The organism is Ruegeria sp. D7 (assembly GCF_056534355.1).
Map to the genome: position 1 here is coordinate 1 of NZ_JBQFPG010000007.1, position 26,703 is coordinate 26,703.

At 56.1% G+C, this 26,703-nt stretch carries 28 protein-coding genes and 1 tRNA gene; 14 read left to right on the top strand and 15 right to left on the bottom strand.

All coding sequences use genetic code 11. The features are described from left to right. The 5 genes from ACRZ9U_RS11320 to ACRZ9U_RS11340 form a co-directional block, all read left to right on the top strand. Positions 1-182: hypothetical protein (locus tag ACRZ9U_RS11320; RefSeq protein WP_480790300.1), on the top strand; the 182-nt coding region annotated here is incomplete at its 5' end. 297 nt (positions 183-479) lie between these two features. Beyond that, the gene (locus tag ACRZ9U_RS11325) at positions 480-1,229 is read left to right on the top strand and encodes a 5-oxoprolinase subunit B family protein (protein WP_170408890.1); all 750 of its coding nucleotides are present in this window, start codon (positions 480-482) and stop codon (positions 1,227-1,229) included. Continuing rightward, the gene (locus tag ACRZ9U_RS11330; RefSeq protein WP_170408889.1) at positions 1,226-2,221 is read left to right on the top strand and encodes a 5-oxoprolinase subunit C family protein; all 996 of its coding nucleotides are present in this window, start codon (positions 1,226-1,228) and stop codon (positions 2,219-2,221) included. The genes ACRZ9U_RS11325 and ACRZ9U_RS11330 overlap by 4 nt, the downstream gene beginning before the upstream one ends. Before the next feature lie 12 nt (positions 2,222-2,233). Beyond that, on the top strand, positions 2,234-2,995 hold the full coding sequence (locus tag ACRZ9U_RS11335) for a LamB/YcsF family protein (RefSeq protein ID WP_480901847.1): 762 nt from the start codon (positions 2,234-2,236) through the stop codon (positions 2,993-2,995). A 130-nt stretch (positions 2,996-3,125) separates the two neighbouring features. Continuing rightward, the gene (locus tag ACRZ9U_RS11340; RefSeq protein WP_170408887.1) at positions 3,126-4,373 is read left to right on the top strand and encodes a hypothetical protein; all 1,248 of its coding nucleotides are present in this window, start codon (positions 3,126-3,128) and stop codon (positions 4,371-4,373) included. 66 nt (positions 4,374-4,439) lie between these two features. On the opposite strand, the gene ACRZ9U_RS11345 is transcribed toward ACRZ9U_RS11340, so the two are convergent. Both ACRZ9U_RS11345 and ACRZ9U_RS11350 read right to left on the bottom strand, forming a co-directional pair. Then, positions 4,440-5,810 carry a D-alanyl-D-alanine carboxypeptidase family protein gene (locus ACRZ9U_RS11345; RefSeq protein ID WP_170396050.1) on the bottom strand — a complete coding sequence of 457 codons (1,371 nt, stop codon included), beginning with the start codon at positions 5,808-5,810 and terminating at the stop codon, positions 4,440-4,442. A 281-nt stretch (positions 5,811-6,091) separates the two neighbouring features. Beyond that, complete coding sequence (locus ACRZ9U_RS11350; protein WP_170408886.1) at positions 6,092-6,793, bottom strand: HAD family hydrolase; 702 nt, start codon at positions 6,791-6,793, stop codon at positions 6,092-6,094. Positions 6,794-6,908: 115 nt separating this feature from the next. On the opposite strand from ACRZ9U_RS11350, the gene clpS reads away from it, so the two are divergent. The 4 genes from clpS to hemF are packed head-to-tail and all read left to right on the top strand — an operon-like array spanning position 6,909 to position 9,929. Then, a complete protein-coding gene (gene clpS, locus ACRZ9U_RS11355) occupies positions 6,909-7,229 on the top strand; it encodes an ATP-dependent Clp protease adapter ClpS (protein ID WP_480901850.1) in 321 nt (106 codons plus the stop codon). 9 nt (positions 7,230-7,238) lie between these two features. Next, on the top strand, positions 7,239-8,201 hold the full coding sequence (locus ACRZ9U_RS11360) for a class I SAM-dependent methyltransferase (protein WP_170408884.1): 963 nt from the start codon (positions 7,239-7,241) through the stop codon (positions 8,199-8,201). 37 nt (positions 8,202-8,238) lie between these two features. After that, complete coding sequence (locus tag ACRZ9U_RS11365) at positions 8,239-9,039, top strand: SDR family NAD(P)-dependent oxidoreductase (protein WP_170408883.1); 801 nt, start codon at positions 8,239-8,241, stop codon at positions 9,037-9,039. Positions 9,040-9,044: 5 nt separating this feature from the next. Beyond that, positions 9,045-9,929 carry an oxygen-dependent coproporphyrinogen oxidase gene (gene hemF, locus ACRZ9U_RS11370; protein ID WP_170396040.1) on the top strand — a complete coding sequence of 295 codons (885 nt, stop codon included), beginning with the start codon at positions 9,045-9,047 and terminating at the stop codon, positions 9,927-9,929. A gap of 3 nt (positions 9,930-9,932) precedes the next feature. Here the strand turns inward: hemF and ACRZ9U_RS11375 are convergent, their stop codons facing one another. Continuing rightward, positions 9,933-10,550 carry a hypothetical protein gene (locus ACRZ9U_RS11375; protein ID WP_480563019.1) on the bottom strand — a complete coding sequence of 206 codons (618 nt, stop codon included), beginning with the start codon at positions 10,548-10,550 and terminating at the stop codon, positions 9,933-9,935. Between ACRZ9U_RS11375 and ACRZ9U_RS11380 the strand changes: the two genes are divergently transcribed. Both ACRZ9U_RS11380 and ACRZ9U_RS11385 read left to right on the top strand, forming a co-directional pair. Then, positions 10,538-11,050 (top strand): toxin-activating lysine-acyltransferase, encoded by a 513-nt coding sequence (locus tag ACRZ9U_RS11380; RefSeq protein ID WP_170408881.1) that lies wholly within the window; start codon positions 10,538-10,540, stop codon positions 11,048-11,050. The genes ACRZ9U_RS11375 and ACRZ9U_RS11380 overlap by 13 nt on opposite strands. Further along, on the top strand, positions 11,047-11,970 hold the full coding sequence (locus ACRZ9U_RS11385; protein ID WP_170408880.1) for a Hint domain-containing protein: 924 nt from the start codon (positions 11,047-11,049) through the stop codon (positions 11,968-11,970). Before ACRZ9U_RS11380 ends, ACRZ9U_RS11385 begins: the two co-directional genes overlap by 4 nt. Before the next feature lie 3 nt (positions 11,971-11,973). Here the strand turns inward: ACRZ9U_RS11385 and modC are convergent, their stop codons facing one another. From modC to modA, 3 genes are read right to left on the bottom strand one after another with little or no spacing between them, the layout of a single operon-like run. Next, positions 11,974-13,065, bottom strand: coding sequence for a molybdenum ABC transporter ATP-binding protein (modC, locus tag ACRZ9U_RS11390; RefSeq protein WP_170396032.1), 1,092 nt, complete (start codon positions 13,063-13,065; stop codon positions 11,974-11,976). After that, on the bottom strand, positions 13,062-13,754 hold the full coding sequence (modB, locus tag ACRZ9U_RS11395) for a molybdate ABC transporter permease subunit (RefSeq protein ID WP_170408879.1): 693 nt from the start codon (positions 13,752-13,754) through the stop codon (positions 13,062-13,064). The genes modC and modB overlap by 4 nt, the downstream gene beginning before the upstream one ends. A gap of 4 nt (positions 13,755-13,758) precedes the next feature. After that, positions 13,759-14,523 carry a molybdate ABC transporter substrate-binding protein gene (modA, locus tag ACRZ9U_RS11400; RefSeq protein ID WP_170408878.1) on the bottom strand — a complete coding sequence of 255 codons (765 nt, stop codon included), beginning with the start codon at positions 14,521-14,523 and terminating at the stop codon, positions 13,759-13,761. A gap of 408 nt (positions 14,524-14,931) precedes the next feature. Between modA and ACRZ9U_RS11405 the strand changes: the two genes are divergently transcribed. Then, positions 14,932-15,007: transfer RNA gene (locus ACRZ9U_RS11405), tRNA-Val, on the top strand. A gap of 18 nt (positions 15,008-15,025) precedes the next feature. On the opposite strand, the gene ACRZ9U_RS11410 is transcribed toward ACRZ9U_RS11405, so the two are convergent. From ACRZ9U_RS11410 to ACRZ9U_RS11425, 4 genes are all read right to left on the bottom strand, one after another. Further along, positions 15,026-16,900 (bottom strand): amidohydrolase family protein, encoded by a 1,875-nt coding sequence (locus ACRZ9U_RS11410; RefSeq protein WP_170408877.1) that lies wholly within the window; start codon positions 16,898-16,900, stop codon positions 15,026-15,028. A 69-nt stretch (positions 16,901-16,969) separates the two neighbouring features. Beyond that, positions 16,970-18,148 carry a carbohydrate porin gene (locus ACRZ9U_RS11415; protein ID WP_170408876.1) on the bottom strand — a complete coding sequence of 393 codons (1,179 nt, stop codon included), beginning with the start codon at positions 18,146-18,148 and terminating at the stop codon, positions 16,970-16,972. Then, on the bottom strand, positions 18,145-18,849 hold the full coding sequence (locus ACRZ9U_RS11420) for a DUF3299 domain-containing protein (protein ID WP_480901857.1): 705 nt from the start codon (positions 18,847-18,849) through the stop codon (positions 18,145-18,147). Before ACRZ9U_RS11420 ends, ACRZ9U_RS11415 begins: the two co-directional genes overlap by 4 nt. A gap of 86 nt (positions 18,850-18,935) precedes the next feature. Beyond that, positions 18,936-20,348, bottom strand: a complete 1,413-nt coding sequence (locus tag ACRZ9U_RS11425) for an amidohydrolase family protein (RefSeq protein WP_480901858.1) — start codon at positions 20,346-20,348, stop codon at positions 18,936-18,938. Positions 20,349-20,472: 124 nt separating this feature from the next. Here ACRZ9U_RS11425 and ACRZ9U_RS11430 point away from each other — a divergent pair, with 124 nt between their 5' ends. Next, the gene (locus ACRZ9U_RS11430) at positions 20,473-21,477 is read left to right on the top strand and encodes an AraC family transcriptional regulator (RefSeq protein WP_480901860.1); all 1,005 of its coding nucleotides are present in this window, start codon (positions 20,473-20,475) and stop codon (positions 21,475-21,477) included. A 111-nt stretch (positions 21,478-21,588) separates the two neighbouring features. On the opposite strand, the gene ACRZ9U_RS11435 is transcribed toward ACRZ9U_RS11430, so the two are convergent. Then, positions 21,589-21,924, bottom strand: a complete 336-nt coding sequence (locus tag ACRZ9U_RS11435) for a hypothetical protein (RefSeq protein ID WP_170395976.1) — start codon at positions 21,922-21,924, stop codon at positions 21,589-21,591. A gap of 440 nt (positions 21,925-22,364) precedes the next feature. Between ACRZ9U_RS11435 and ACRZ9U_RS11440 the strand changes: the two genes are divergently transcribed. Further along, on the top strand, positions 22,365-22,607 hold the full coding sequence (locus ACRZ9U_RS11440; protein ID WP_170408258.1) for a TFIIB-type zinc ribbon-containing protein: 243 nt from the start codon (positions 22,365-22,367) through the stop codon (positions 22,605-22,607). 225 nt (positions 22,608-22,832) lie between these two features. Here the strand turns inward: ACRZ9U_RS11440 and ACRZ9U_RS11445 are convergent, their stop codons facing one another. The 4 genes from ACRZ9U_RS11445 to ACRZ9U_RS11460 all read right to left on the bottom strand — a co-directional run bounded on the left by ACRZ9U_RS11445 (position 22,833) and on the right by ACRZ9U_RS11460 (position 26,683). Continuing rightward, positions 22,833-23,222, bottom strand: a complete 390-nt coding sequence (locus tag ACRZ9U_RS11445) for a PIN-like domain-containing protein (RefSeq protein ID WP_170408259.1) — start codon at positions 23,220-23,222, stop codon at positions 22,833-22,835. Beyond that, positions 23,215-23,892, bottom strand: coding sequence for a hypothetical protein (locus tag ACRZ9U_RS11450; RefSeq protein WP_170408260.1), 678 nt, complete (start codon positions 23,890-23,892; stop codon positions 23,215-23,217). The genes ACRZ9U_RS11445 and ACRZ9U_RS11450 overlap by 8 nt, the downstream gene beginning before the upstream one ends. 56 nt (positions 23,893-23,948) lie before the next feature. Next, entirely contained in the window at positions 23,949-26,135 is a 2,187-nt protein-coding gene (gene uvrB, locus ACRZ9U_RS11455) for an excinuclease ABC subunit UvrB (RefSeq protein WP_170408261.1), read from the bottom strand. A gap of 77 nt (positions 26,136-26,212) precedes the next feature. Continuing rightward, positions 26,213-26,683, bottom strand: coding sequence for an SRPBCC family protein (locus tag ACRZ9U_RS11460; protein WP_170408262.1), 471 nt, complete (start codon positions 26,681-26,683; stop codon positions 26,213-26,215). Positions 26,684-26,703: the final 20 nt, after the last annotated feature.

Consider the following 26,703-nt stretch of genomic DNA (forward strand, 5'->3'; position numbering starts at 1 on the left):
CCCAATCAAAAACCTCAGATGCCCCCAGTCTCTCCCGAGCGTCTCCGCAGCTTCCACCGCGTCCCAGCACCTCAGCAGCGCCGGTGAAGGGCGTTCTATGCCTTACGCATTCAACGCGCAAGTGGAAAATTCAAGAATATCGCAAAAAACTTCAAAATCATTTTTTATACAATAATTTCTAATAGTTGAGTGGAACTCACCTCATAGAAATCGGCGAAAATCATCCTTCAAGCACATCAGATATACCGCCTAGATTTCAGTGCTTGTTGGTTCAAACCCAACATATAGTGAGAACACTACAGTCACCCACAAGACTATACCGACTCGACGGCAATCAGCGATTCATTTCCAATCCCGGATTCGCACCCGATATCGGCGCCGCCAGGCGCAATGCAAGTTGGTCTTACAGGGCCTTGCGCATTGTCTATGGATAGGCTCAGGTCTTTTCAAAGCAAACCCGATACGCCTGTGACCTTGATATGACGAATGACATTAAGTTTCCCTTGCTGCGAACCGTTGGGTTTGACGGTCTGTTGGTGACCTTTGCGCAAACCATGTCCGAGCCGTCGAACCGCGCCGCCCTGGCGTTTCGGGGCGCAGTCGAGGCGCAGCAGATTGATGGCGTGCTTGAGACTTCGGCCTCGCTGGCATCTGCATTTATAAGGTTTGATCCATTAAGCCTGTCGCATCATGACATCGAAGAGTTGCTGCGAGCTATGCTGGTCAGTCGCGATTGGTACGCTGCACCTTTGCCTGCGGGGCGACGATTCTGGAAAGTGCCGACGGTCTACGGTTCCGATCTTGCGCCACAGCTAGAAGACGCGGCATTGGCAGCAGAGTTGTCACCAGCGGACGCCATTGATCGTCTCAGCCAATCGCGTGTGCGGGTTTTAACCATCGGATTTGCGCCGGGCCAACCTTATCTCGGGCCACTCGGACCCGAATTCAACATTCCACGCCTGAAAGAGCTGACGCCGATGGTGCCTGAAGGGGCGTTGGTTTTGGCAATTTCTCAATTTGTCCTGTTCTCGGGGCCAACCCCAACCGGATGGCGTCATGTTGGACAAACCGCGTTTCGTTGCTTTCGTCCGGACATGGGGCGAAGTTTTGCCCTCAACCCCGGTGATGAGATGCAGTTCATCTCAGTCACGCGCGAAGAGCTTGAGGATATCCGTACAACCTGCACTGATGGCTCTGGTGGTGCGAGTTGCGAGGAGATCACGACATGACGCTGATCGTCCATCGCATCGGTCCAGCTTGCACGGTTCAGGATCAAGGGCGCACCGGGTATCTGGATCAAGGCCTGTCGCGTTCGGGTGCCGCAGATATAGCGGCGCTTTATGAAGGGGCCGCGTTGCTTGGTAACACCCCAACGAGCGCCGCCCTCGAAATGGCGGAGATGGGTGGTGAGTTTGAGGCAACCGTACCAACCGCCATCGCGCTGACCGGCGCACCGATGCAGGCCAGTATCGATGGCAGCCCCGTCTTGTGGAATGCCTCGCATCAAATGGAGGCTGGGCAGCGGCTGGTAGTCGGGTCGGTGCTGCAGGGCAGTTACGGGTATCTGAATCTGGGTGGCGGGATCGGGACCGACATGACGCTGGGCTCACGCGCGGCCCATCTGACCGCAAGGATCGGGCGCGCCGTTCAAGCGGGTGATCACCTGCCTTCGACGGAAACCGGCAAGACCGGCCTGAAGCTGCGTTCGGAGGATCGGTTTTCGGGTGGGACGTTGCGGGTTGTGGCCAGCTTTCAAACTGCACTGTTCGATGACGAGACGCTGGCACGGTTTACGCAAACGACATTCCGCCGCGGCGCCCGAGCCAACCGGATGGGCATGCAGCTGGATAGTGAAGGTGACGGCTTCGCGGCCAAGGGTCAGTTGAACATACTGTCCGAAGTCATAACCCCCGGCGATATACAGATGACCGGCACCGGTGCGCCCTTCATCCTACTGCCCGAGTGCCAGACCACCGGAGGTTACCCGCGCATCGCAACCGTTCTGCCCTGTGATCTGCCCCGCGCTGCACAGACCCCGGCGGGAGGCGAGGTGCGCTTCGAATTCGTAACACTGGAACAAGCCATCGCGCTGCAAGCCGCATTTAAGGCCGACCTTGCCCGCCTGCCCGCCCGTGTTGAACCCTTGGTCCGCGATCCGCATGACATCCCGGACCTCCTGTCCTACCAACTGATCAGCGGAATGATCTCTGCCACCGAATAAGGAGTTATTGCGATGTCGAGCGTCGATCTGAATGCCGATATGGGCGAAAGCTTTGGCCCGTGGAAGATGGGTGACGATGAAAGCCTTCTGAAGATCATCACATCAGCCAATATCGCCTGTGGCTTTCATGCGGGTGACCCGGATGTGATGGCCAAGACCATGGCTCTGGCAGCTCAGAACGGTGTGGGCATCGGTGCGCATCCCGGTTTTCCTGATCTGCAGGGGTTCGGGCGTCGAAACATGAAAGTGCCCCATGACAGTTTGCGCAATCTGGTGCGTTATCAGCTTGGATCGGCAATCGGCATGGCCAAGGCGATGGGCACTGAAGTGCGCCATCTAAAGCTACATGGAGCGCTGGCCAACATGTGTTCGGTCGATATCGATATGGCGCGGGCCTGTTATCAGAGCGCATTGGACGTGGACCCGAACATCATCATCATGGTGCTGGCGGTCACCAAACAAGAAGAAGCGGTGCGCGAGCTGGACTGCAAGTGGGTGGGCGAAATCTTCGCCGACCGTGCCTATAACGACGATGGCACTTTGGTGGATCGGTCACTGCCGGGAGCCGTGATACACGACCCTGCACTGGCCGGACCACGTATTCTGGAAATGGTGAAGGAAGGTGCCATCATCACCGAATCCGGCAAACGCCTTGAGACCTCAATCGATACGATCTGCCTGCATGGTGATGGCCCGACAGCAGTTCAGATCGCGCACTCGGTGCGCGAGAACCTGATCGCGGGCGGAGTCGAGGTCACAAAATTCATCCGTTAGTTACAACAACGTAACTTTGGCACCCCATCTCCAAACTGTTGCCCATGCAGGCCTTAGCGCCTAGCATGCATGGCAAGTGCATGATCTGACTACCACAAATCCAAGCAACGCGCCGCAAGGAGGTTAGCCTATGTCTTTTGATCTGATGTCCTACCAGCCAAGGGGCGACAAGAAGAACTCGGACTTCTTCACCGAATATCTTCCCAGGATTTACGAGCGCCGCATCAGCTCGGGCATTGCGGATCAGGTCGGTGCGATGCGGGCCATTGTCATTCAGGTCGAGACAGATGCGCTGTTTGACACGCTGGTCGAGCTTTATGTGATGACCCCCTATCGCCACACCGCCAGCTATTTGGGACAGACACACAAGTTCTCGGTGATGCATTCACATGCCGATTATCCGGCGCTGATCCTGATGGCTCCGCTCAGCCCGGCATTCGAGGATTTCATCCCGCGTATCAATCGTATGTACCCGCTGGCGCGCGGTAAGCCGCAGACGCGATATGTAGGTGAGATTTACGGTGCCACTGACCTGAAGGCGCTGACTGGATCGCTGGAGGATCAGAATATTCGGTTCGAATATTCTGGGGACACCGAAAATCCGTTCTACACGCTGGAAGGATACCGCTTTACGACGCCATCGGATTTCACGTGCAATCGCGTCGGCTATTCCACGCTGGATTTCAACGACACAGACAGTTTGGGGTTAGGCGACCGTGTTTTGCTGAGCGATGTGGAACAAGCCAAGCTGGATCAGGCCGCTGCGTTTGGGACGGATAGCAAAATCGCACCCCTGATGCTGGGGATCGATCATCTGGCGACACGCATTCTGGCCGGGGAACGTGAGGACGCGATCCTCGAATTTCTGACCATGGTGCCTTATTACTTCTGGGGGGCGTACAACATCTTCGACATGAACTCGTCGACCAATGTGAATCGCAATGCCAATGTGGATGACGACAAGAAATCCCCTGCCAAGGTCTTTACTGCAAACAACACGCCCTCATTCGTGAACTCTTTCGAGCAATTGCCGATGCCAACCGAGGATTTCGTGCGTAATTTCGGACGACGCTTGCACCACATGGCGGTTGAAATTCAGGACGGCGACCATGGCGCGGGTGAGAAAAATGTCGATTTCGTGGTCAACACTCTTAAAGACAAGGGCGTTCCGTTCCTGGCCCATGTGGTCGGGGAATGCAAAGATGATCCGAACCTGAAACAGATCTTCTCAAAGCACTCGAAACACACGCTGCTGATCACCGAATACATCGAACGTTGTCATCACTACGACGGCTTCTTCACCAAGGATAACGTTGCAGCCTTAACTGCGGCGGCCGGGCAAGATGAACAGTACAAACACGGCCACGTCTTCGATTGATTTGCCATAAAAAATGGGCTGCGAGGTCATCGCAGCCCAGGCCCATCCAGGAGAGAATGCCGGGTCTTATGACGGCCCGATCATGAAACACGTGACATTGCGCGCCTGTAACCGACGACAGGCCAGATCAGCCTGCTCGCGGGTCATGCCCTGAAATGTCGCGTCAAACCCACGCGAGCTTTGATTCACCTTGCGCAAAGTGCCTTCCAAAGTGGTCATTTCCGACAGCGCAGTTTTCAACAGAACCTTCTCGGCCTCATACCGTGTGGTGTAGCGGCCAACATTGACGCCCCAAAGGTGACCACCGGAAGTGGACAAGCGGGTCACAACTTCGGGTTCAGGCTCGGGCTGTTTGGCCGGTTCGACCGAGGCCAGCACCACGTTTTCGGAAGGCTTGGCGCCATCCGACGGTGCTATGTCTGCTGCTGCAATCGCAGCAGCGATACCGTCCTGAATCCGGGTGTTGTCTTTTTCAGCCGTTGCGGCGACCGACCCCGCGACCTGAACCGTTTCGCTCGCCACCGGGCGCAACACCGGGCGCAGGCTCTTTTTCGGCGGGCCCGCTTGGGCGACCACTTGTGCACTACCCAGACCAGCATTCCCTGCATAGGCCGGGCGGGCGGGCTTACGGATTGGCGCACGCGAGGGGGCACGGCGGAAACCCATATCCAAAAGCTCGGCCACCCGGGCGTTGCGCGATGCACCTGATTTGCCACCGAAGACGGTCGCGATGATACGTTCATCTTTGCGCTTGGCCGAAGCAACCAGATTAAACCCTGCAGCGCGGGTATAGCCGGTCTTGATCCCATCGGCGCCCCGATAGGCTGCCAAAAGGCGGCGGTTGGTGTTCGGTACAGTCTTGATCCCGGCATTCGTCGATTGGCGCGAGAACAAGTTGTAGTACTGCGGGTAATCATACAGCAGGTGACGGCCCAGCGTGGTCATATCCCGCGCGGTCGACAAATGCCCCGACTCGGTCAGACCATGGGCATTCTTGAAGGTGGTCCGGCTCATCCCCATCGCCTTGGCGGTGCGGGTCATGCGACGAGCAAACGCCGCCTCGGACCCGCTGAGGGCGATGCCGATCGCGGTTGCCGCGTCGTTGGCGGATTTCACCGCCGCCGCCCGGATCAGATAGCGAAACGCGATTCGCTGCCCAGTGCGCAAACCCAGCTTCGAGGGCGGCTCAGCCGCTGCCGCCTTGGTGATGCGCACCTGAGTGTCCAACGTGATCTCACCATTCCGCACGGCCTCAAACGCAATATACAGCGTCATCATCTTGGTCAGAGATGCCGGATGCAACCGCGTGTCGGCATTGCGGGAATGCAGCACTTCTCCGGTGCGTGCGTCGATCACCATGGCCGCGTAAGGGGCCGCCATGCCCTGAAGTGGTGCAAATGAAAGCAGCCACAGAAATGCTATAAGTAATAAGCCCATTCGGGCCGGAACTGTCCGCCGAATCTGCACGATCTTTGCCTCTGTCTGCCTCGCGCCGCCGGGTTTTCCCGGTCAGCAATTTTTATTTTGATATTCTTCAGGCTAACACAGGGACGGGTTTAAAGAAACTGAAAGCTGCGTTTGAGTGGATCATATACACAATCAGATTCACGCTACATATGGTGTTTCATGCGCGCCCGAACACCATACCGGCGATTGTGCCGAATTTCAGGCAAGCCGTGTCATCGAATTTTTTGGGACTGATGTCAAACGGCAACAGGTCAGGAAATCTGATCAATCAAAGCTGAAAGATCACCCAAATCCTTCAACTCGCGGAACCGTGGGTTGGAAGTTGGGACCTCGGCCTGCTCGACCTCCCATACCAACCCGTGCGGGACATGCACGCCCCAGCACCCGGCTTCGATTGGGGCCACCACGTCAGAACGCATCGAGTTTCCGATCATCATCGAAGCGTCGGGTCCATCACCGTACTGGTCAAAAATTATCGCATAGGTCGCCGCCGTTTTTTCGCTCACGATCTCGACGCCATCGAACAGCTCACCCAATCCGGATTGCGCCAGCTTGCGCTCCTGGTCGATCAGGTCGCCCTTGGTGATCAGCAGAACCTTATGCGTCTTGGCCACCGCCTCGATGGCCTCGCGCGCATGGGGGAGCAGTTCGATGGGATGTGCCAGCATCTCCTGCCCCGCTTCAACAAGTTGGCGGATGACGCGCGCCGGTACGCGATCTTCCGTCACCTCAATCGCTGTCTCGATCATCGACAGGGTAAAGCCCTTGATGCCATACCCATAGTGCTGGATGTTGCGCTTTTCGGCGGCAAGTAGACGTTCCATCAGGTGATCGTGATCGGCGTGATCGGCCAGCAATTCGGCAAAATATGCCTGAGTCAGCTGGAAGAAACGCTCGTTATGCCAAAGGGTATCGTCTGCATCGAACCCGATTGTTGTCAGCTTGTCCCGCATCGCATTTCCGTCCGGTTGCTCTTTTCTCTGGCAACCGTGACGTTATATAAGCCGGGAAACAATTCGTAGTGTTAATCGAGATTCTCTTACAGCAATGCGCAAACACCAGTGGATCATGTCTGAAAAGGACGACGACGACGACGACACGTCGGTCCTGGTGCAAACGCGCCCCAAGACCAAGCGGCCGCCGCTGTATAAGGTGCTGTTGCTGAATGACGATTACACACCGATGGAGTTCGTAGTGCATGTGCTGGAACGGTTCTTCGGCATGACCCATGCGCAAGCGTTTGAAATAATGCTGACCGTCCACAAGAAAGGTGTCGCCGTGGTTGGCGTGTTCAGCCATGAGATTGCCGAGACCAAGGTCGGGCAAGTCATGGATTTCGCGCGCAGGCATCAGCACCCGCTGCAATGCACCATGGAACGCGAAGAATAACGCGCGGCCATGTCCTCTCGCCTTGATCTAGCCTTGAACAGCGGGCTCAGCCTGTCGCAATCGCTGACTGTTTTGGCGCCTACCCCGGACCACGATTTGTCGGACCTTCCGCGCGAGGCGCAGATGGTGCAGCCGTTCAAACCGTTCCACGATCACTTTGCTACGCAGGGCTTTGTCGCTGCGCCCAATAGTGACGCGCCTTGCCAGGATGCGGTCGTGTTTCTACCGCGCGCCAAGGCGCTGGCCCGGGCGCTGATCCATCAGGCCTGCAGCCGCGCCAGCGGGGTCATCGTGGTGGACGGGGCCAAAACCGATGGCGTCGACAGTTTGCTGAAAGATATCCGCAAGCGGGTCGCGATCGAGGGTCCAATCTCGAAGGCACATGGCAAGATTTTCTGGTTTCAGTCTGATGCGGACGCCTTTGCCGACTGGGCTGCGCCTGAAAACCAAATGGTTGACGGCTTCCATACCGCGCCCGGAGTGTTTTCCGCCGATGGTATCGATCCTGCCTCGGCCCTGCTGCTGAAGTCTCTGCCAACCAACCGCGGCACGCGCATTGCTGATCTCGGTGCAGGTTGGGGCTTTCTGTCCGCCATGCTGATCGGCGACACCTTGCGCAGCCTGCATCTGGTTGAGGCCGACCACACCGCCCTTACTTGTGCCCGCGCCAACGTCACCGACCCCCGTGCGCAGTTCCACTGGGCCGACGCCACCAAATGGAGCGCGCCCGAGCCGCTGGACATGGTGATCATGAATCCGCCCTTTCACACTTCGCGCAGCGCCGACCCGACATTGGGCCAGGGCTTTATCACCAGTGCTGCACGCAACCTCACCCGCAACGGTCAACTCTGGATGGTTGCAAATCGCCACCTGCCTTACGAGGCCACGCTGGCCGAGGCTTTCGCCAGTGTTGACGAAGTGGCAGGAGACAACCGCTTCAAGGTTTTCCATGCCTCTCGCCCTCGGGGCTGAGGCCCGCTAACCTTCGCCAGAACTCAGGAGGATTCGCATGTCCTTTTCCATCGCGGGCAAGACCGCAATCGTCACCGGGGGTGCCAACGGCATCGGACTGGCCATCGGACGGCACTTTGCCGATGCAGGCGCCAATGTCATGTTCGCCGATATGGATGAAAAGCGCCTGTCCGATGAGCTGGGCGAACAGGCGGATGACAGCAACATCCGTTATTTCGCCGGTGACCTGCGTGAAAAGTTGACCATCGCCAATCTGCTTTCGGCCACGCTGGATGCGTTTGATCAGGTTGATATCCTGATCAATGGTGCACGGCAGGTGATCCCGTCGGACCCGCTGGACACCGATGACGATTCCGTGCGCACATTGCTGAACCAGAACCTGATGCCCGCGCTGCGACTGAGCCAACTAGTGGCTAAGCGATTTATCAAACAGGCTGATGGAGACGATGAGAACCCTGCCGGGTCAATCATCAACCTGTCCTCGATTGCCGCACGCCGCACCCATCCCGATCTGATGGCCTATTCCGTTTCGACCGCTGCGCTGGATCAGATGACCCGTTCGTTGGCGGTTGCACTTGCGCCCAGCCGCATTCGCGTAAACTCCATCGCACTGGGATCAGTCATGAGCGCTTCATTGCAGTCAACGCTGAAAGAAAACCGAGATTTCCGGGACGACATCGAAAAACATACTCCGCTTTCCCGGATTGCCGCTCCGAACGAACTGGTCGAAACCGCGCAATTTCTCGCGTCGGACGCTGCGGGCTTCATGACAGGCCAAATTCTAACCATTGACGGAGGCCGCACCCTGCTGGACCCTGTCGCAGCCCCGGCCCACTGATCCCAATGTTCGATAACGAAAAAGCCACCGCCGCTGCCTGGTTCCGCCAGTTGCGAGATGACATCGTAACCGCCTTCGAAGCGTTGGAAGACAGCCACACCTCAGGCCCCTTCTCGGATTCTCAGCCGGGAAGGTTCGAAGTCAAAGAAACTAAACGGCAGTCTGACGATGGCTCCGACGCGGGCGGCGGGCTGATGTCGGTGATGCGCGGGGGCCGCGTGTTCGAGAAGGTGGGCGTTAATGTCTCAACCGTCTTTGGTACGCTGGGTGAGCGCGCGCAAAACGCGATGGCTGCGCGCAAGGGTATTCCGGGGATGAAGGACGACCCCCGGTTCTGGGCTTCGGGCATCAGCCTTGTGGCCCATATGCAGAACCCGCATGTGCCTGCGGTCCATATGAACACCCGGATGTTCTGGACCCCACATGCCTGGTGGTTCGGCGGCGGCTCCGACCTGAATCCCTGCATCGAATATGACGACGACACCGCCCATTTCCACGCCACCCAAAAAGCGCATCTCGACCCGCACGGACCCGGCCACTACCCGCGCCTCAAAGATTGGGCTGACGAGTATTTTTATATCCCCCACCGAAAGCGCGCTCGGGGTGTCGGCGGGATCTTCATGGATGACTATTGCACCGGCGACTGGCAGGCGGATTTTGCGCTGACTCAGGACATCGGTCGCGCCTTCCTGCCCGCCTTTCTGCCTCTGGTCGAAAAACGCCGGGTGCAAAGCTTTGACGACGCGGACAAAAACACCCAGCTGGTGCATCGTGGGCTCTATGCCGAATACAATCTGGTCTATGACCGGGGCACCAAGTTTGGTCTGGAAACCGGGCACGACCCCGATGCTGTTCTGATGAGTCTGCCGCCCTTGGCCAAATGGGTCTGACCGCTAAAACCCCATATCGATGGAATTATCAAAGCAGTAGTTTTGCGCCGAAGCGGCGGAAAGGTTCTCACCCACCCTGTTGACGGTCAAAGAATATCCCGGATTGGTATCCGCGCCGGGCGGTGGAGTTAGCGAAAACTGCACTGTGCGAACACCTTTCTCGTAAGCTTTGAAAACATAAATCCGCTGCGAGTTTGAAACTCCCAAAGTGCGAACTGCATAATCACCAATTCCACACCAATAGGTGACCGCGGCCGAGGATCCACCGACAGGCTTCACTTCGTAGGTTCCATCCTTAAGCGGCGTGATCTGGGTTCTGAACTGCGGTCTTAGTTTATAGCCAAAACCAACGCCCTGAGACTGCGCAATGGTGGGGGCCAGTATGATGGCTGTCAAAGAGAGGCATGTAAGAAAACGCATATAAAACACCCTATGAAAAACGCGATCACGGCTGAGACGACGTGGGACCAACCAGCCTATACGAATCAATATAGTCAAACCGGGCCTCAGGTCTAACTCAACCCGTAACACATCAGCTTGAGTGAAAATTCTTTCTTTGAATATGTGGTGCGCTATGATCTCTGCATCAGCAGTTTCCAGAGTGGCCCGTGGAAAAGTCATTTCCCAAAGACTGGTTCGATCTTTCCGGTGAAAAATACGCCGACTTCGGTGCGTTATTTTATCTGGCTGCCCTGACCAAAACGCATCGTAACCGCAGTTTGGCGCAGGTTCTCTATGCGTTCGAAACGCCGCTGAGATTGGGCCAGTATCACATCTTCCGCCAAAACGGCTTTCCGCGCGGATTCGTGACATTTGCCGGTCTCAGCCCTGAAGCCGAATATCGCTATGCGGTGAAGGAAGAGCCGCTGAGAGATGTCGATTTCGCCAGTGGCTCATCCTTCTGGATCATCGATATGGTGGCACCCTTCGGCCAAACTCGTCAGATCGTCGACATGCTGAAACGGGACATCCCGCACCCACGCGTGCGCACCAATCGCCTCAGCAGCGACCTATCCACAAAACGGATCGTCGAATGGACACGCGATGACCAGCAACAGGTGCATATGCGCCTTTACCGCGATGCCGAATTTGCCAGAACGCTTGAGCAGGAAAACGGATGACTTCGGTTGTAACCATATCGGGCGATATCACGGGCGACGTGACCGGCTTTCCTCCTAATGTCGCTTCGGGTGACCTCGATGTCACCGCAACATCGGATTTCGGAACCTTCACCGGGGCCACCTGGGCAATCTCCGATCAACCGGATTTCGGCACCGCCTCAATAGATGCGAACGGTACGTGGACCTATACCGTCGACCCGGCCTTCTTCGATAGCCTCGATGACGGAGAAATCCAATTGGACTCGTTCGAGGTGACGGTCACCGCCAATTTCGCCAATGGTTTCTTCACCTTCAGTGGAACCCAGACCCAGATCATTGATATCACTATCGAAGGCGTTTGCTTTACCTCAAGTACTCTGATCGAAACGGCGGAAGGCCAGCGCGCCATTGAGACCCTGCGCGTGGATGACGACGTGTTGACTGCCGATCACGGAATACAGCCGATCCGCTGGATCGAAAGCAGCACCATGTCGCCCGAGCGATTGCGCGCAAATCCTGCGATGCGCCCGGTGCGAGTGACCGCAGGTAGTCTGGGACCTGGTGTTCCATCCCGCGATTTGCTGGTGTCTCAACAGCATCGCCTCCTGATCCGCGGCCCCAAGGTCGAGATGCTGTTTGGCGCGCCCGAAGTGTTGGTCGCCGCCAAACATCTGTGCTCGTGGCCGGGAATAGATATTGATACCGGTGATGAGCCGGTCGAATACCTGCATATCCTGCTGGACAGGCACGAGATTTTGTTTGCCGAAGGGGCTCAGGCCGAAAGCCTGTTTCTGGGTGAAGAAACCCTCCACACGCTGTCTTCTGACGCGCTGCAGGAACTCGCCGAGATATTCCCCGAGCGCGCCTCGGACGAACATATCGGCTTCGGCCTTGCTGCGCGGCTGATCCTGCGCGAACATGAGGCGCGTGCGCTTGCCTAGGTCCTAGACAACCCGCCCCCCGACATCCTGCGGAGCCAGCGCGACGGTCTTGATCACCGCATAGCATGTACTGCCCTGCTGCAAACCCAGCGCCGCGACCGAGCGTCGGGTCACGCGCGCCAGCACAACACCCGCAGTTGTTTTGACCGACACGATTGCACCGGGCCCCTCACCTGCCCGGATCGCCTCGACCTGCCCCGACAACACATTCAAGGCTGAAAGACCCTCGGGTGGTCTATTGGACAGGATCACCTCTTGCGCCGGAATACGAATACGCAGCTCTTCGCCGATTTGATGGGCAATCCGAGGCAGGTAAAGACGAGCGCCACCGGCATCAAGTTCGGACAGGCCATCGTCGTGATGCGCCGTAACACGGACCCGCAGAACGGCCCCCACCGCGCGCACGCCTGCAGGGGCCACGGATGGGTCCGACAGAACATCGGACGCGGGACCATGCCGCACGACACGCCCGTCCTGCAGCGCAACCACGGACGTTGCAAGCCGGGCAACCTCGGCCGCCGAATGGGTCACATAGAGTATCGGGACTGATACCTCGTCCCGCAACCGTTCGAAATAGGGCAGGATTTCAGCCTTTCGCGCGTCGTCGAGCGCGGCCAGAGGCTCATCCGCAAGGATCAGGCGCGGGCTGGCCAGCAGGGCGCGGCCAATGGCGACGCGCTGTTTCTCACCCCCCGATAGCATGGCTGGGCGGCGGTCCAGCAGATGGCCAACACCCAACATCTCGATCACCCGATCCGGGTTTTCGCGTCGTGCCCCGCGCGGTGCAAACCAGCGACCATAATTCAGGTTCTGGCGTACGGTCAGATGCGGGAACAGACGGCCTTCCTGAAAGATATAGCCCAAGCGCCGTCTATGTGGCGGCAGCCATGCCCCACGATCCGTGTCGAACAACACCCAATCGCCGACCGCGACCCGCCCGGCCTCGGGCCTCAATAGCCCAGCGACTGCATTCACTACCGTCGTCTTTCCCGAACCAGAACGCCCAAACAGAACCGTTACACCGGAAGGTGCGTCGAAATCGAGGTCCAGCTTCATCCCGGGTAGCTGGTGTTGCAGGCGGACGGACAGGCTCATGATCCGGCCACGCGTTTGGCCACACGACGGCCCACATATTCCGACAGCAAAAGCGCGCCCATGGCGATGATGATCGAGATGATCACCAGCCGCGTCGCCGCCGCCTCACCCCCTGGAACCTGCAAAAACGCATAGACTGCCGAGGGCAACGTCTGCGTCTGACCGGGTATGTTAGAAACAAAGGTGATCGTGGCCCCGAACTCTCCCATCGCCTTGGCAAACGCCAGGATCGCGCCCGCAATGACCCCAGGCAGGATCATTGGCAGCGTCACCGTTCCAAAGACCAGCAGACGCGACGCCCCCAAAGTGGCGCCTGCCTGTTCCAGTTTTGGGTCTACTGCCTCGATCGACAGCCGGATCGCGCGCACCATCAGCGGAAAAGCCATGATCCCGGCAGCCAGCGCAGCGCCGGTCCATCGGAAAGCAAAAACGATCCCAAGCTCGGCCAAAGGCGCGCCCAACGGCCCCTGAATCCCAAAGGTCAGCAGCAGCAGATAGCCGGTCACCACCGGCGGCAGGATCAGAGGCAGATGAACCAGACCATTCAGCAACTGGCGCCCCGGAAACCGCCAGCGCGCAAGCGCATAGGCAATGAAAATCCCAAAGGGCAACGTGATCAGCGTTGCCCAGAACGATACGCGCAGCGACAGGCGCAATGCCTCCATCTCTGCCGGGCCCAACCATCCCATCGTACTAACCTTCGGGCAGGGAGAACCCCTGCCTCACAAATTCGGCCCGTGCGGAATTGCCTTGCAAATAGGTCAAAAGCGCGTGCGCCGTAGGTTCTGCAGTAGAAGTCAGGGCTGCTGGATACACAATTTTCGGGTGGATATCTGCCGGGATGACACCGATGACCCCGACCCGCTCATCAGCCACAGCGTCCGAGCGATAGACAATGCCCAAAGGCGCCGCCCCCGTCGCAACCAGCGCCAGCGCGGCGCGTACATTGTCCGTCTGGGCGATCTGGTCCTGAACATCGCCCCAAAGTCCCAGACCCTGTAACGCGGCCTTGCCATAGATGCCCGCAGGCACCGCATCGACCAAAGCCATGGCCAGATACCCACTGCCTAGACGGGTGCTCAGGTCAAACCCCGCCTCAATCTCGGCCGTGTCAGCCCCCGGCGCACCAATCAAAACCAGCCCGTTACCCAGCAACTCAATACGTGAAGCGGTATTGATCAGGCCCTCATCCTGCAGCACGTCCATCCAATCCTCGTTGGCCGAAATGAACAGATCGGCGGGCGCCCCCGCTTGTATCTGCCGCGCCAGCACCGAGGAGGCCGCGTACGACACCGTCACCTCTTGCCCGGTCTCAGCCTCATAACTTCTGGCAATCACGTCCAGTGCGGTCTTGAGGCTGGCGGCGGCAAAAACCAGCACGCCCTCGGCCCGAACCGGGACAGCGAGTATCGCGCAGAAGGCCAAAGCTGCGATCAGACAGCGACAGGCGCCCGTCATTCTTTGCCTCCGGATCAGAGGGTTGCAATCCCTCTGGGCATATCGGAGGCAACACGTGGCAGGCAAGGCCCTTTGGCCTTACAACCAAAGCTACGGCCCATATTGAACTCAGAATTCGGTGGAAAACGAGAATCGCCCAACCCAAGATCAATATGCTGTCGCGCTTCTCTAAAACCGGAAACTCCCGAGGTAGAGCGCTCAATCGCTAAACAACGTGTCTGATCCGCCTCGCCTGAACAGCGATATCCGCATTTCGCTATTCAACCACGATATGACACATGAGTTTGCTCGATTGGTAACCGCGCCCAGTTGCCTAAACGCTGATCTGAAACCTTGCGCGATTTTGCAAAAGAAATTGTGCCATACCCTCTTGCACCCACGCACGGGCTTAGCTACATGAGCCCTCACGGGTGATTAGCTCAGTTGGTAGAGCGCTTCGTTTACACCGAAGATGTCGGGAGTTCGAGTCTCTCATCACCCACCATCCTTTCCCCACAATGGATCAAGGTCTTACGCGACTAGCACCTCTAAATCCGCCCGTTTTAGACATCATGGCCTTCGCATAATCACGATTTACCGTTGCACGGTCTTCGAAGCGAGCATGCACGACGCAAAAGAACAGGGCACCGTCATCTAGACCGTTGCGAGGAGTAAACCAATCAAAGGGGTCGGTGGGCTCTATCGATGCAAACTGATTAGTTGGTGGATCAACAGGTGCGACATTGGCTTCACTATTTGTGATATCATCGAGCAGTGTTGGACGGGCCGTGCCGGTATCCGGCGTGAGAATACCCATGATCTGCTCGCGACCAGCCGGAACGAAACGTCCGCTGTCCTCGACTGGAAACCGGATTGGCTGTCCCGCATAAACATCTCGCTGAACTTCACTGTTGTTAACAACAAGGGTTCCGTTAACGAGCACGTACGGAATGCCTTCTGACGGAAGACCTTGCTGACCGAGAGTATAGTTCGCTTTTTCGGTCACAGATTCCGGGTCGAAAATCGTGATGTCCGCGACCATGCCTTCCTGCATACGCCCACGCACCTGCATTGCTCGCAACCCTGTGTCACCTAAGCGCTTCGCATGGATGTAACTTAGCTGAGTGAGTGTGAGCATAAGCGGCACATTCGCTTCGCGAGCCAGTCTCAAGACAAGCGCGTGGCTGCCTGCTGACCGAGGATGCCCGGCATAGTCTTCGTAAGGAGCATCCCAATTCATCAAGTTGCCCTCGATGTCTAGCCCAGCCATACCGTCGCCCGAGATGCCATAGCCTGCGATGGTGATCCAATCATTCAGCCATTGCTCTCTTGGAGGGCTAAAAACTATGGCTGTCCGTCCCGGTTCATTCTCAGCGAAGCTCAAAAACTCGTCTTTTGTCACGAAGCGATCGAGCTGGGGATCAAAGATGGTGTCTTCGTATTTGTACCCCATCGAACCTTCCCAGTTTTCTGGGGCGATGATCGAAGCGCCGTAGTTTCCCGATCCGGCAGTCCAAGGATAGTAGCTGGACCAGACGTTGTAGCCTTGGTCGCGGGCCATCTGGAGCTTTTCCTGATTTTCCCACCACCCATAATCATTGTCATGATGAATGTGCAGCGGGGCACCAAGCACCATCGCATTGACCAAGATTTCATTTACACCCGTCTGTGTTTCTGTCGGCGTCGAAGCACTGGGATGAAATCGGTGATGGACGGAAGTCAGTCTACCGTAACGCGCCGCAGCCCGCTGTGCTTCGAACATCTCATAGGTGGTAATACCTTCGCGGGCGTAACCAATGGTCGATCCCACACCGAGTGCTCCAAGACGTAGTCCCTCATCCAGCTGGGCAGTGATTTCGTTCATCTGCTCACGGTTGCTTGGTACAGAAGACCACCCCTCGACGCCGTCTTCCACAGATTGTGCCCTCAGTGCGAAGAAGTTCCGGAAGTCTATATCTCCACCTTCAAGCACGAGCCCGTCATGGACCCGCATCCGTGCGAATTCTTGTCCAACCACCGTGCCATAATTTGCCTGCGTTGAGCCCTCTCGTGCTTCATACCATTCATCAATGTTAGCGGCTCCGACCTCAAAATCCATTTGAGTTGTGACGCCATCCCTAAGGTTTACTTTGATACCCCAAGGGTCCAACCCGTGTTGCTCAAGGTCGATAAATCCGGGTGCCACAACGTGCCCTGTCGCATCGATGGACTGGCTGCCGTTAATATCTTCGTCGGTGATCGCAGTGATCCAGCCGTTGCTTATTCCAACGTTAGCAATCTGGTCGAACCCAGTTTCCGGGTCCATGACCCGACCGTTGAGAATGACGATGTCGTAAGTCTGCGCGGTGCCTAGTGTCGAAAAAACAGACAACGTGCCCGCCAGAAACAAGGTACGCATGGATGGATCCTCCCTTTTATCGACAAAACTGAATGTTTTGTTATTTTTGGAGTCTGCTTTCGCCCCACCTCAGAAAACGATCCGAGTTCTTAGACCGAACAGCATAATGCTATCCTGCGTGGGGTTCAGCAGCGGGTCAGAAATGAACTGCAGTGATGGCGTGATCTGCAGCCCGGGTGATATTGAAAAACGATAGAATGCTTCGAGCGTGAACTGATCACCGTCTATGCCCCTTGCCTCGGCCCAGTTCAGTCCCAGCCCGGCCAGATCGGTATTGCGACCGTAATATCCCAGACCTGCAGAAACGGACCGATCATAAAGCGCCGCTGTCCCTTTTGAGGCCCCTGCCCTGAAGAATGGCATCCATTTATTGCCAACAAACCAAGCCGCTGAGAAGGCAGCCCCATAATCTTCAGGGCGGCTACCATCGTCGGCTGCATCCGCATGCCAAAGGGTCAAATGGATATTGTCAAAGTAGATGCGATCAAAGCCGGAGGTGTAACCAAGCTCGAGTGACTTGAAGAGATTGCCATCGCTAAACACATCAAAGTTTGGATCAGACGGGTCGGCGTTTGCGTCTGAGATGCTCGCAACAGCGTAGAAGTTTTCGCTCAGCTTTACCCCACCGGCAATGCCAAGGCCTTGATTGGGTGTGTTGATAGTCGGGTTGGTATTGAAAGACAGGTTCTGGAAACCGCTGTATGGGCTGACCAACCCGTAAATGTCCACAAAGTCCGTTACATCAATCTGCCCGACTTGCAGTGTCCACGCGCCGTTCTCGGCCCTTTGCGTCCAGAACAGATTGGTCAGCAGCAAACCATTATCGTTGAAGGCTGTCCCAGTGATCGAAAGTGCTCCGCCATCCAGCCCAAGGAATTGCGGGGCAACATCGGTGTAACTGTGCCGGTCTTCGATCTTGAATGTCAAAGAGCCGCGTTCAGTTGCCTGCCAACTGCCGTAAAAACGCGCAATACCGCTTGCCGCTTCGCCGGTTCCCAGATCAGCATTCGTGGATTGGCCCAATGCCAGGTAATCAATATTGAAGCGAAAACCGTCCTCGGCCAGTCGGTCTTTCCACTGAAACCAACCTGGTGCGATGTTGCGTGGAAAATCGGAACGGTATTGCGGATCGGTTAGCCCATCGCCGGGCTCTAGATCAGCTTCAACCGAAGATGGCCCGGACAGTCCCTGAGCCGACGCTGCGCCAGCAAAGGCAATACTCAATGCGGCAAACAGAAGTCTTATCATTCAGACGTCTTTGCCCCGCTGGTCTTGCGAGCTCCCGCCGCCCGGATGCGATCGGCGGCGCGCTGCCTCCATTCAAGCCTGTCTGCTTCAGTCTCCAGAGTTTCGACACGTTCCGTCTCCAACTGGAACGTCGCATTCATAGGCATAAGGCCGTCCACAACCATCATGTTCTGAACAGAAGGATTGATGGTCAAAGTGCCCGTTAGCCGAACAGGTTCGTGGAAATAGCTGGGCGTCCAGTCTCCATTCAACCGCACACGGATCATCTGGTTGGGCGGAGGAGGAGGCATGTGACTACACATCCCGCGTTCCGGCACCAGATACGCGACAGGTCGCCCGTCCGGATCACTCGGAGCGGGAATGGCAAAGCCCGCGAGTGTGATTGTTTGACCGTCGAATTGCGGATTTCCGTTTGTACCAGCCTTTCTTCGACGTTCTGTTACGACCTCTCGCTGATCGAGTAGCCAGTCGACATCAATACCATCTGCCACCAAGGCATCCTCAGTCTCGGTCAGAAGCTCTTGCCATTTCTGCCTTTCTTCATCGATACCAGATTCCCGCTGCAATCTGCCGCGCAGCCTTACGACGTAAAGAACATCGTCGAACTGTTCAGCGCTAAGTTCGCGATAGGGGTCTTCAAAGACCTGCGCGGACGGGTCAGGCAGGTCAGACCAGTCTAACGCGGTTCCTGGCGTCGCCATGACAGGATGAGCACACCAAACCAACCCTGCGAATACTACGGAGCGGAAGCAATGTCGCATAAATACTCTCCGGCTGTTCAGACAGGTCAATCCAGTGTGTTTTTATAGATGACGCCGTCCTTCATGATCAGGCGGATCGTATCTGGGCTTTCAGGCCTCGGGTCGGCACCGAACCATTGATCACCCGTGCCAACAACCGAGAAGTCTTCAAGTGGGTTACCATCGATGAGCAGGATATCCGCATAAGCTCCTTCCTCGATAACGCCGAGTTTTCCGGCGGTATACGGGTTCATAAAGTCACCTGACAAAGCGACCACCTCACCACCCGTCGATGTCAACGTCACCATCGACGTGTAGGGTCCAAAAAACTCATTGTTCAGGTGCTTCTCGTAGGCAATCTGGATATTGCATGCCTCGACCGAACCAACACAGTCGGTCTGGAACCCTCGCTTCACCGGGCATTCCTTCATATTGTCGATGTAGCCCGCAAATGTGGCCGAGGCGGATTTTGCTTTGGCAAGGCTCGACGGGACATTTGCCACTGCCGGAATATCAAGCAATCCGGGATCGAAGGCCGTCAGGTTGGTCGTAATATATGCCCCTTTTTCGTTCATGACTTGGGCAATTTCACAGTCAAACGAGAAGCCGTGTTCGATCGACATCACACCCGCCTCTAGCGCGCTCAGGATTGCTTCCTTCCGATAGGAATGCGCCATGACATAGCTGCCATACTCGTTTGCCACCTGTACCGCAGCTTTGATTTCCTCAGGCGATCCAGCCAGCAACTGCCACGGATCGAAGGCCGATACGACGCCACCAGATTGCATGAACTTCAACTGCGTCGCGCCCATGCGGAAATTGTTGCGTGCGAACTTGTAAACGTCATCAACACCGCTAATTTCCTGCGCCAAGTTCAGCCTGCTCATGTTTGTTTCAGACCCGGGCGGTGCGGTGAAATTCGCGAAGTCAGCGTGACCACCTCGCGTTCCGATAAATGCACCAGATGGAAAGTAACGCGGGCCGTCAATTTGGCCTGCGTCAATTGCGCGACGTAACCCGCCATTGGCGCCACCCGCATACCTGACTGTGGTGAAGCCCTGCATCAAATACATCTCGGCCATCCGTGCACCGTGTATGGCAAAGTCCTCCCACGTTGTGTTGGCCTCCATCGCAGGTAACGTAGGCCCCATCAGCATGAGGTGCGCGTGCAGTTCAATAAACCCGGGGGTCAGTGTCCGTCCCTCTCCGTCAATGACCGTAGCATTGGGGGCATCGATCGCATCGGTTGATACGGCCTTAATCAGATTACCCTCGACCAATACGCTGGCATTCTCGATACGCTGTTCATTGACGCCATCGAAGACATGCACGTTGGTAAACAACGTTTGAGGTTCTTCTTGATCCTGAGCATGCGCGGACGTTGAAAAAGAAAGAGCTGCAGCGACAATTACCGTCGAGCAAAGGGACAATCGTAGGCCGGACATAAGTACTCCCTTCATATTCGTGTTTTGCAAACTGTAGTCCGGAAAATCTTGGCTCGGTTGCCACTTTCGAATTAGGATGTTCGAATGTGATTGAAAAAATGGCCACTTCTTAAAACTAATCCAGACAAGGGTGACGAGCTTGCCTTTCAACTCCACCTCTCAAGAGCATAGCGAGGGCTTTATTCGCCTCTCCTTAGCTGCTCCGTTCCTGCAATATCTCACCGAACGTAAGATCAATCCGCAACCAGCATTGGATCAGGTTGGCCTGAAAGCCGAACTGTTGTCTGACCCAGCCGTGTTCGTGCACTCAGAGTTGGTCTACGGTTTGGTAAATGCCTTCTCAGAAGTGTCAGGAGATCGATACCTTGGACTGAAAGTAGGGGAGACGTTTGACCTGCAAGAGTGGCCTCCGTTCGCTCAGGCCCTGCAATCGACAAAGACGCTGTTCGAGTTCTTTACCCGTTTCGTGGGGCTTGTACCGCAGGAATCCAATTCTGTGCGACACAGCCTTGTCGTAGAAGCGGATAAAGCGACTTATCGAATCGAAAGACAACAAGAGCCTACTGTACCGCCGATTCAGGTGACCGGTTTTGGTGCCGCAATCTATGTACGCCTATTGCAGACCGTCGTCGGAGATGCCTGGGATTCTTCGCGTGTGCGATGGGAAAGCAGATACATCAACGGACTACCTATCGATTACAAAGGGATCGAGGTCGGCCTTGGGACCGATCCCGGAATGCAAATTAGTTTCCCTGTAGAATGGTTGTTTTTGCACCATGTCTCTGAGGGCTCTGCCAAGCCCATCGCCTCACCGCGACAAGATGAAGAAGTAACCGTAGTAGCTGCTTTGCGATCTGTTTTACGCGATAAGCTGGATGAAACCGATTTGGGACCAGAGGTGGTGGCTGGATTGTTGGGAATACAGCCGGAACGGTTTCTGAAAGCGCTTCAGCAACAAGGCACAACGCTGCCCCGCGAAATCAAACGGCTGCGTGTCGATGTCGCCAAGGAACACCTCGGAGAAGACAAAATGACAATAGCTGAGATCGGTCTAATGCTCGGCTACTCCGACAAATCCCATTTCACACGCTTTTTCAGGGGCCAGACCGGAATGACACCGACTAAGTACCGCCTTGGCTCGTAATTATGTTGCAAATGCTTGGATCAGCTGTGCGAACTTGATTTCGGAACAAAAGCAAAGGCGCGACCAGACTGCCGTCCCGACCGCGCCTTAAACCATTCTATTCGAACGCCATTATTGGCCGGTGGTCTCTACGCACGTTCCCTTGCCCCATCCGGACTTGCTACCAGAGGCAGAGTAATCAAACGTGCCCTTCTCAGGGTGAACGTTATAATTCAGCGTGTAATCCTCACCGACATACAGATAGGTCAGGGTGTCGAGACCGGGAAACACATCCACATCCTTGTCGATGTCCCCGATCGTAATGTGGCCCTTTTGCTGGCCATCATACTTCACAAGCCGAGCGGCCATTTCCGGGTGTTCCGCATCCGGTGCCTCACATTCAAACACCCGTTCCTCGGCGAATGCGGCTGCAGGCAATAGGGTAAGAAGCAGAGCTGCCTTTTTCATTGATTTCCAATCTGTATTCGATCTGTTGCACTGCGGCGGCTATTGACGATTTTGGGCGGAATTTTGTCCAAACTCGGGTCGTTCTGCGGTCTCGTTACACGCATCTCGTTAGACCAATTCACGTTTGGGTTTCGCCTGCGTTTTGAGGTGAGCCCTAAGCACATTTCTATCGCGTTTTAGGGAGTATCCAACCCAGCATTGAGGGCTCGAAGACAGAGACAATGGGTCTATGCACCCATCAGCTGCTGAGAAATTTCTTAGGGTTCGTCATGGCAACCATTTGGAACCTCAATTTGTGAATTCCAATGCTGAAGAGGGCAGCGCGGGACCGGGTCAACTCTGCCCTACAGCTTTGCCCATAGAGGGACGTGCGGTCGCAGTAGGGTGAAAAACCCTGCGCGCGCTCCCATCTGTTCAGGACAGAAAAAGGAGAGCGTCTGATGCAATGTCCGATTGATGGAACTCAGCTGGTAATCACCGAACGGAGCGGGGTTGAGATTGATTATTGTCCGCAATGTCGTGGCGTGTGGCTGGACCGTGGAGAGCTGGACAAAATCATTGATCGCTCTGCCGACCATACGCCGCCGCCACCGCCGCAGCGGGGTTATGATGACCGATCTGATCACGGATACCGGAAAAAGAAGAAACGCGGCGGCTTTCTGGACGAGCTTTTTGATTTTTAGGACGTTTCAACAACCCATCACATTGTGACGGAGTCCGTGCGGTCTGATGTAGAGTCTCAGCTACGGCAGAGCGCACCAGTGGATCGAACATTAGCTTTCATGCGTACAGGGCAGGGTGTTGGGGTTCGTCATGGCAACCGTTTGGAATCACAATTTGTGATTTCAAACGTGGAGGAGAGGGCGCTGGGCTGCAAGGGTGGAGTGTTGCTACACTAACGCCGAATTTCACAAGGATTTAAACTTCGACCTGTTTTCAGGTAGTTGAAACAGTCCGCTTTTTACCGTGGATCGTTGCAGGAGAATTTTATCCCAGTGCCACAAAATTGCAGCGGCTTGTTCTCCGACTTTTTTCTTTTGCAATGATGGGGCGAGGTAAAATGCCACGACATTATTCCTCAAAATAGCAGCTCTTTCGGCTTTCTTTTTACTATTTTGAAGGTCTTTTGAAACAACGATCCAATCGCTGCCAAGCCTATTGAAGTAATCAATGTCAGAGATGTTCTTCGGGAAAATATCCCGCAGTGCGCAGGCCTCGTGACTATCGACTTTGATCAGTTCATGAAGCGACCGAGCGATGCAGGGTGGCATGTTATGATCAAAAAGTACTTTAACCATTTGCCTCGTCTAAGCTGCGCTCAAACTTAATGCACTTGCGAATAAGTTTTTCCGGAATTTCGTAAATCTTCGAAAGATAGTTTGTGTCGTTAAACTCACCAAATTCTTTGTAAATTGTGCCCGTCGAAATTCCGAACTCATCTAAAATTGGATCGCCAAAATGACGCGTTGGGTCCAAGACTACATCGACGTGATTTCGCGGTCGCCACCTTGCTACTACTTCTCCCTCGTACTCGAGGTCATTTAGAGACTGTGAAATGATGTCCTTAAAGACCTTTTGACCGGGTCTTTTTTTCGAAAGGCTTACGTATTCACCGTCATTTTCAATCGCTTCCATAAGAATTTCGGAGCCATCAGTTTTGAACGATTGAGACGCCAGTGGTCTCTCAATGCCAAACTTGTCTTGGGCGAACGAAATCGCAAATCGGATGGATTGTAGAGATATGTTTGCGTTTCGCATCGCGGCAACAACACGGACTTCAATTAAGTCCAAAAAACTAATCTCGGTAATGTCATCATCCAAGAACTGATAATGTGCATTCCAAAGCGGTAGGTGGGGGCCACTGCCGCGTGTCCAACGCAGGACCTGCTGCACATTGGTTCCAACCAATCGTGCTGCTTCCCTAGGTGTATAAACACCCTGTCCTAGTATCGCGTGGTCAAGCGGCATCAGTGTCCTCCTGTAGCCTATCTAGCTCGGAAATCGCTACAGGGGAATCCGGTAAATTATCTTTTCCTTCTCTTCACATTCCCACCCCGCTGTCCCGGCCGCCCAGCCGTCGACCGTCCACGCGATTTCATGGCGTCTTCCGAGGCTTTCTCGACCGCCCATTGGCGCGCCATGGGGTCGTCGGCGACGGCCAGATCGACCGCTTCCAGACGTTTGATCTCATCCCGGATGTTGGCGGCTTCTTCGAATTCAAGATTCTCGGCGGCCTTGCGCATCTGGTCGCGCAGCCCGTTCAAGTGCGCTTCCAAATTCGCGCCGTGCATCGGTTTGTCGATGGTGGCGGTGACGCGGTTCATGTCGACATCGCCTTCGTAGAGACCGGCCAGAACGTCCTCGACGTTTTTCTTCACGGTCTCAGGCGTGATGCCGTGTTCTTCGTTATAGGCGAGCTGTTTGGCGCGGCGGCGGTTGGTTTCGCCCAAGGCGCGCTCCATCGAGCCGGTGATCTTGTCGGCATACATGATCACTCGGCCATCTGCGTTCCGCGCAGCGCGACCGATGGTCTGGATCAGTGAGGTTTCCGAGCGCAGGAAACCCTCTTTATCCGCGTCCAGAATGGCGACCAGCCCGCATTCTGGGATGTCGAGCCCTTCGCGCAGCAGATTGATGCCGACCAGCACGTCGAATGCGCCAAGCCGCAGGTCGCGCAAGATTTCGATGCGTTCCAGCGTGTCGATATCCGAGTGCATGTAGCGCACTTTGATGCCCTGTTCGTGCAGGTATTCGGTCAGGTCCTCGGCCATGCGTTTGGTCAGCGTGGTGACCAGCGTGCGGAATCCGTTGGCGGCCACCTTGCGCACCTCATCCAGCAGGTCGTCCACCTGCATGGAGACAGGCCGGATTTCAACCTCTGGGTCCAGTAAGCCCGTTGGGCGGATCACCTGTTCGGTGAAGATGCCACCGGTCTGTTCGATCTCCCACTTCGCCGGGGTGGCCGAGACGAAGACGGATTGCGGGCGCATGGCGTCCCATTCCTCGAACTTCAGCGGGCGGTTGTCCATGCAGGACGGCAGGCGGAACCCGTGTTCTGCCAGCGTGAACTTGCGCCGATAGTCGCCACGGTACATGCCCCCGATCTGCGGGACGCTGACGTGGGATTCGTCGGCGAAGACGATGGCGTTGTCCGGGATGAATTCGAACAGGGTCGGGGGCGGTTCACCCGGCGCGCGGCCGGTCAGATAGCGCGAGTAGTTCTCGATCCCGTTGCAGACGCCGGTGGCCTCTAACATCTCCAGATCAAAATTGGTGCGCTGTTCCAGGCGTTGCGCCTCAAGCAGTTTGCCTTCGCCCACCAGTTGGTCCAGTCGGATGCGCAGTTCCTTTTTGATCCCGATGATCGCCTGATTCATCGTCGGCTTCGGCGTGACGTAGTGCGAATTCGCATAGACCCGCACTTGCTCCATCGTGGCGGCACGTTCGCCGGTCAGAGGATCGAATTCCGTGATCTGCTCCAGCTCTTCGCCGAAGAACGAGAATTTCCAGGCGCGGTCCTCAAGGTGAGCCGGCCAGATTTCCAGCGAATCGCCACGCACGCGGAAGGACCCACGCTGAAACGCCTGATCGTTGCGGCGGTATTGCTGGGCCACCAGATCGGCCATCACCTGTCGCTGGTCATATTCGTGACCTACCTTCAGGTCTTGCGTCATCGCCCCATAGGTCTCAACCGAACCGATACCGTAGATGCACGAAACCGAGGCCACGATGATCACATCGTCCCGCTCCAACAGCGCCCGCGTGGCCGAGTGGCGCATCCGGTCGATCTGTTCGTTGATCTGCGATTCTTTCTCGATATACGTATCCGAGCGCGGCACATAGGCTTCTGGCTGGTAATAGTCGTAATAGGAAACGAAATACTCGACCGAGTTCTCTGGGAAGAAGCCCTTGAATTCCCCGTACAGCTGCGCTGCCAGTGTCTTATTTGGCGCCAGGATGATCGCAGGCCGCTGCGTTTCTTCAATCACCTTGGCCATGGTGAAGGTCTTGCCCGTCCCGGTCGCACCCAACAGAACCTGATCTCGCTCACCATCAGTCACACCGCCTGCCAGCTCTTTGATCGCCGTCGGCTGGTCGCCAGCCGGTGCGAACTCGGTGTGCATGACGAACTGCTTGCCGCCCTCCAGTTTCAGACGCGCGCGCACGTCGTCTGCGGTCAGTTGAGTCTTGTCGGAATGGGCATAAGGCATGGGCGGGCTCCGGGTCAGGCCCCTACATTTGTTCTTATTTTGTCCATCTGCAAGGGCTGATCTGGATTCATTTTCAGCTAAGCGGTACGGGATTGGGCGTCGGGGTGCGTTTGAACCTTCGCCGCCAAGGCCGACAGGTTCTCGGCCAGTACGCGACCCATCATCATCTTCAACAGGGTTTGTCCCATTAGCCAGCCCAACGGTCCATATTTCATACGAAAATCCATACTCCAGATAACACGGCTGCGCGTGTCGGACAGCGGTGTGATGGCAATCGCCGCCTTTGCTTCGCGCAGAGGCATCGCCATCTGCGACAACCGCACGGTGTAGCCGCGGTCAACCTGCCAATCCGTCACCTCTTCGACCAATGATGTGCCGTTCGCGAAGTGACACCGGCGCTGTGACCCAACACCATCCGATCCGGCAGTCAAAGCATCAACCGATGTCACCTGCGGGGCAAACTCATCAATATGCATAAAGCGGCGGAGGATGGCCCAAATCTCATTGGGTCGGGCGTTGATGTCGAGGTGGCGTTCTTGGTGAAGCATCCTGCTGTCCTTATAAGTCT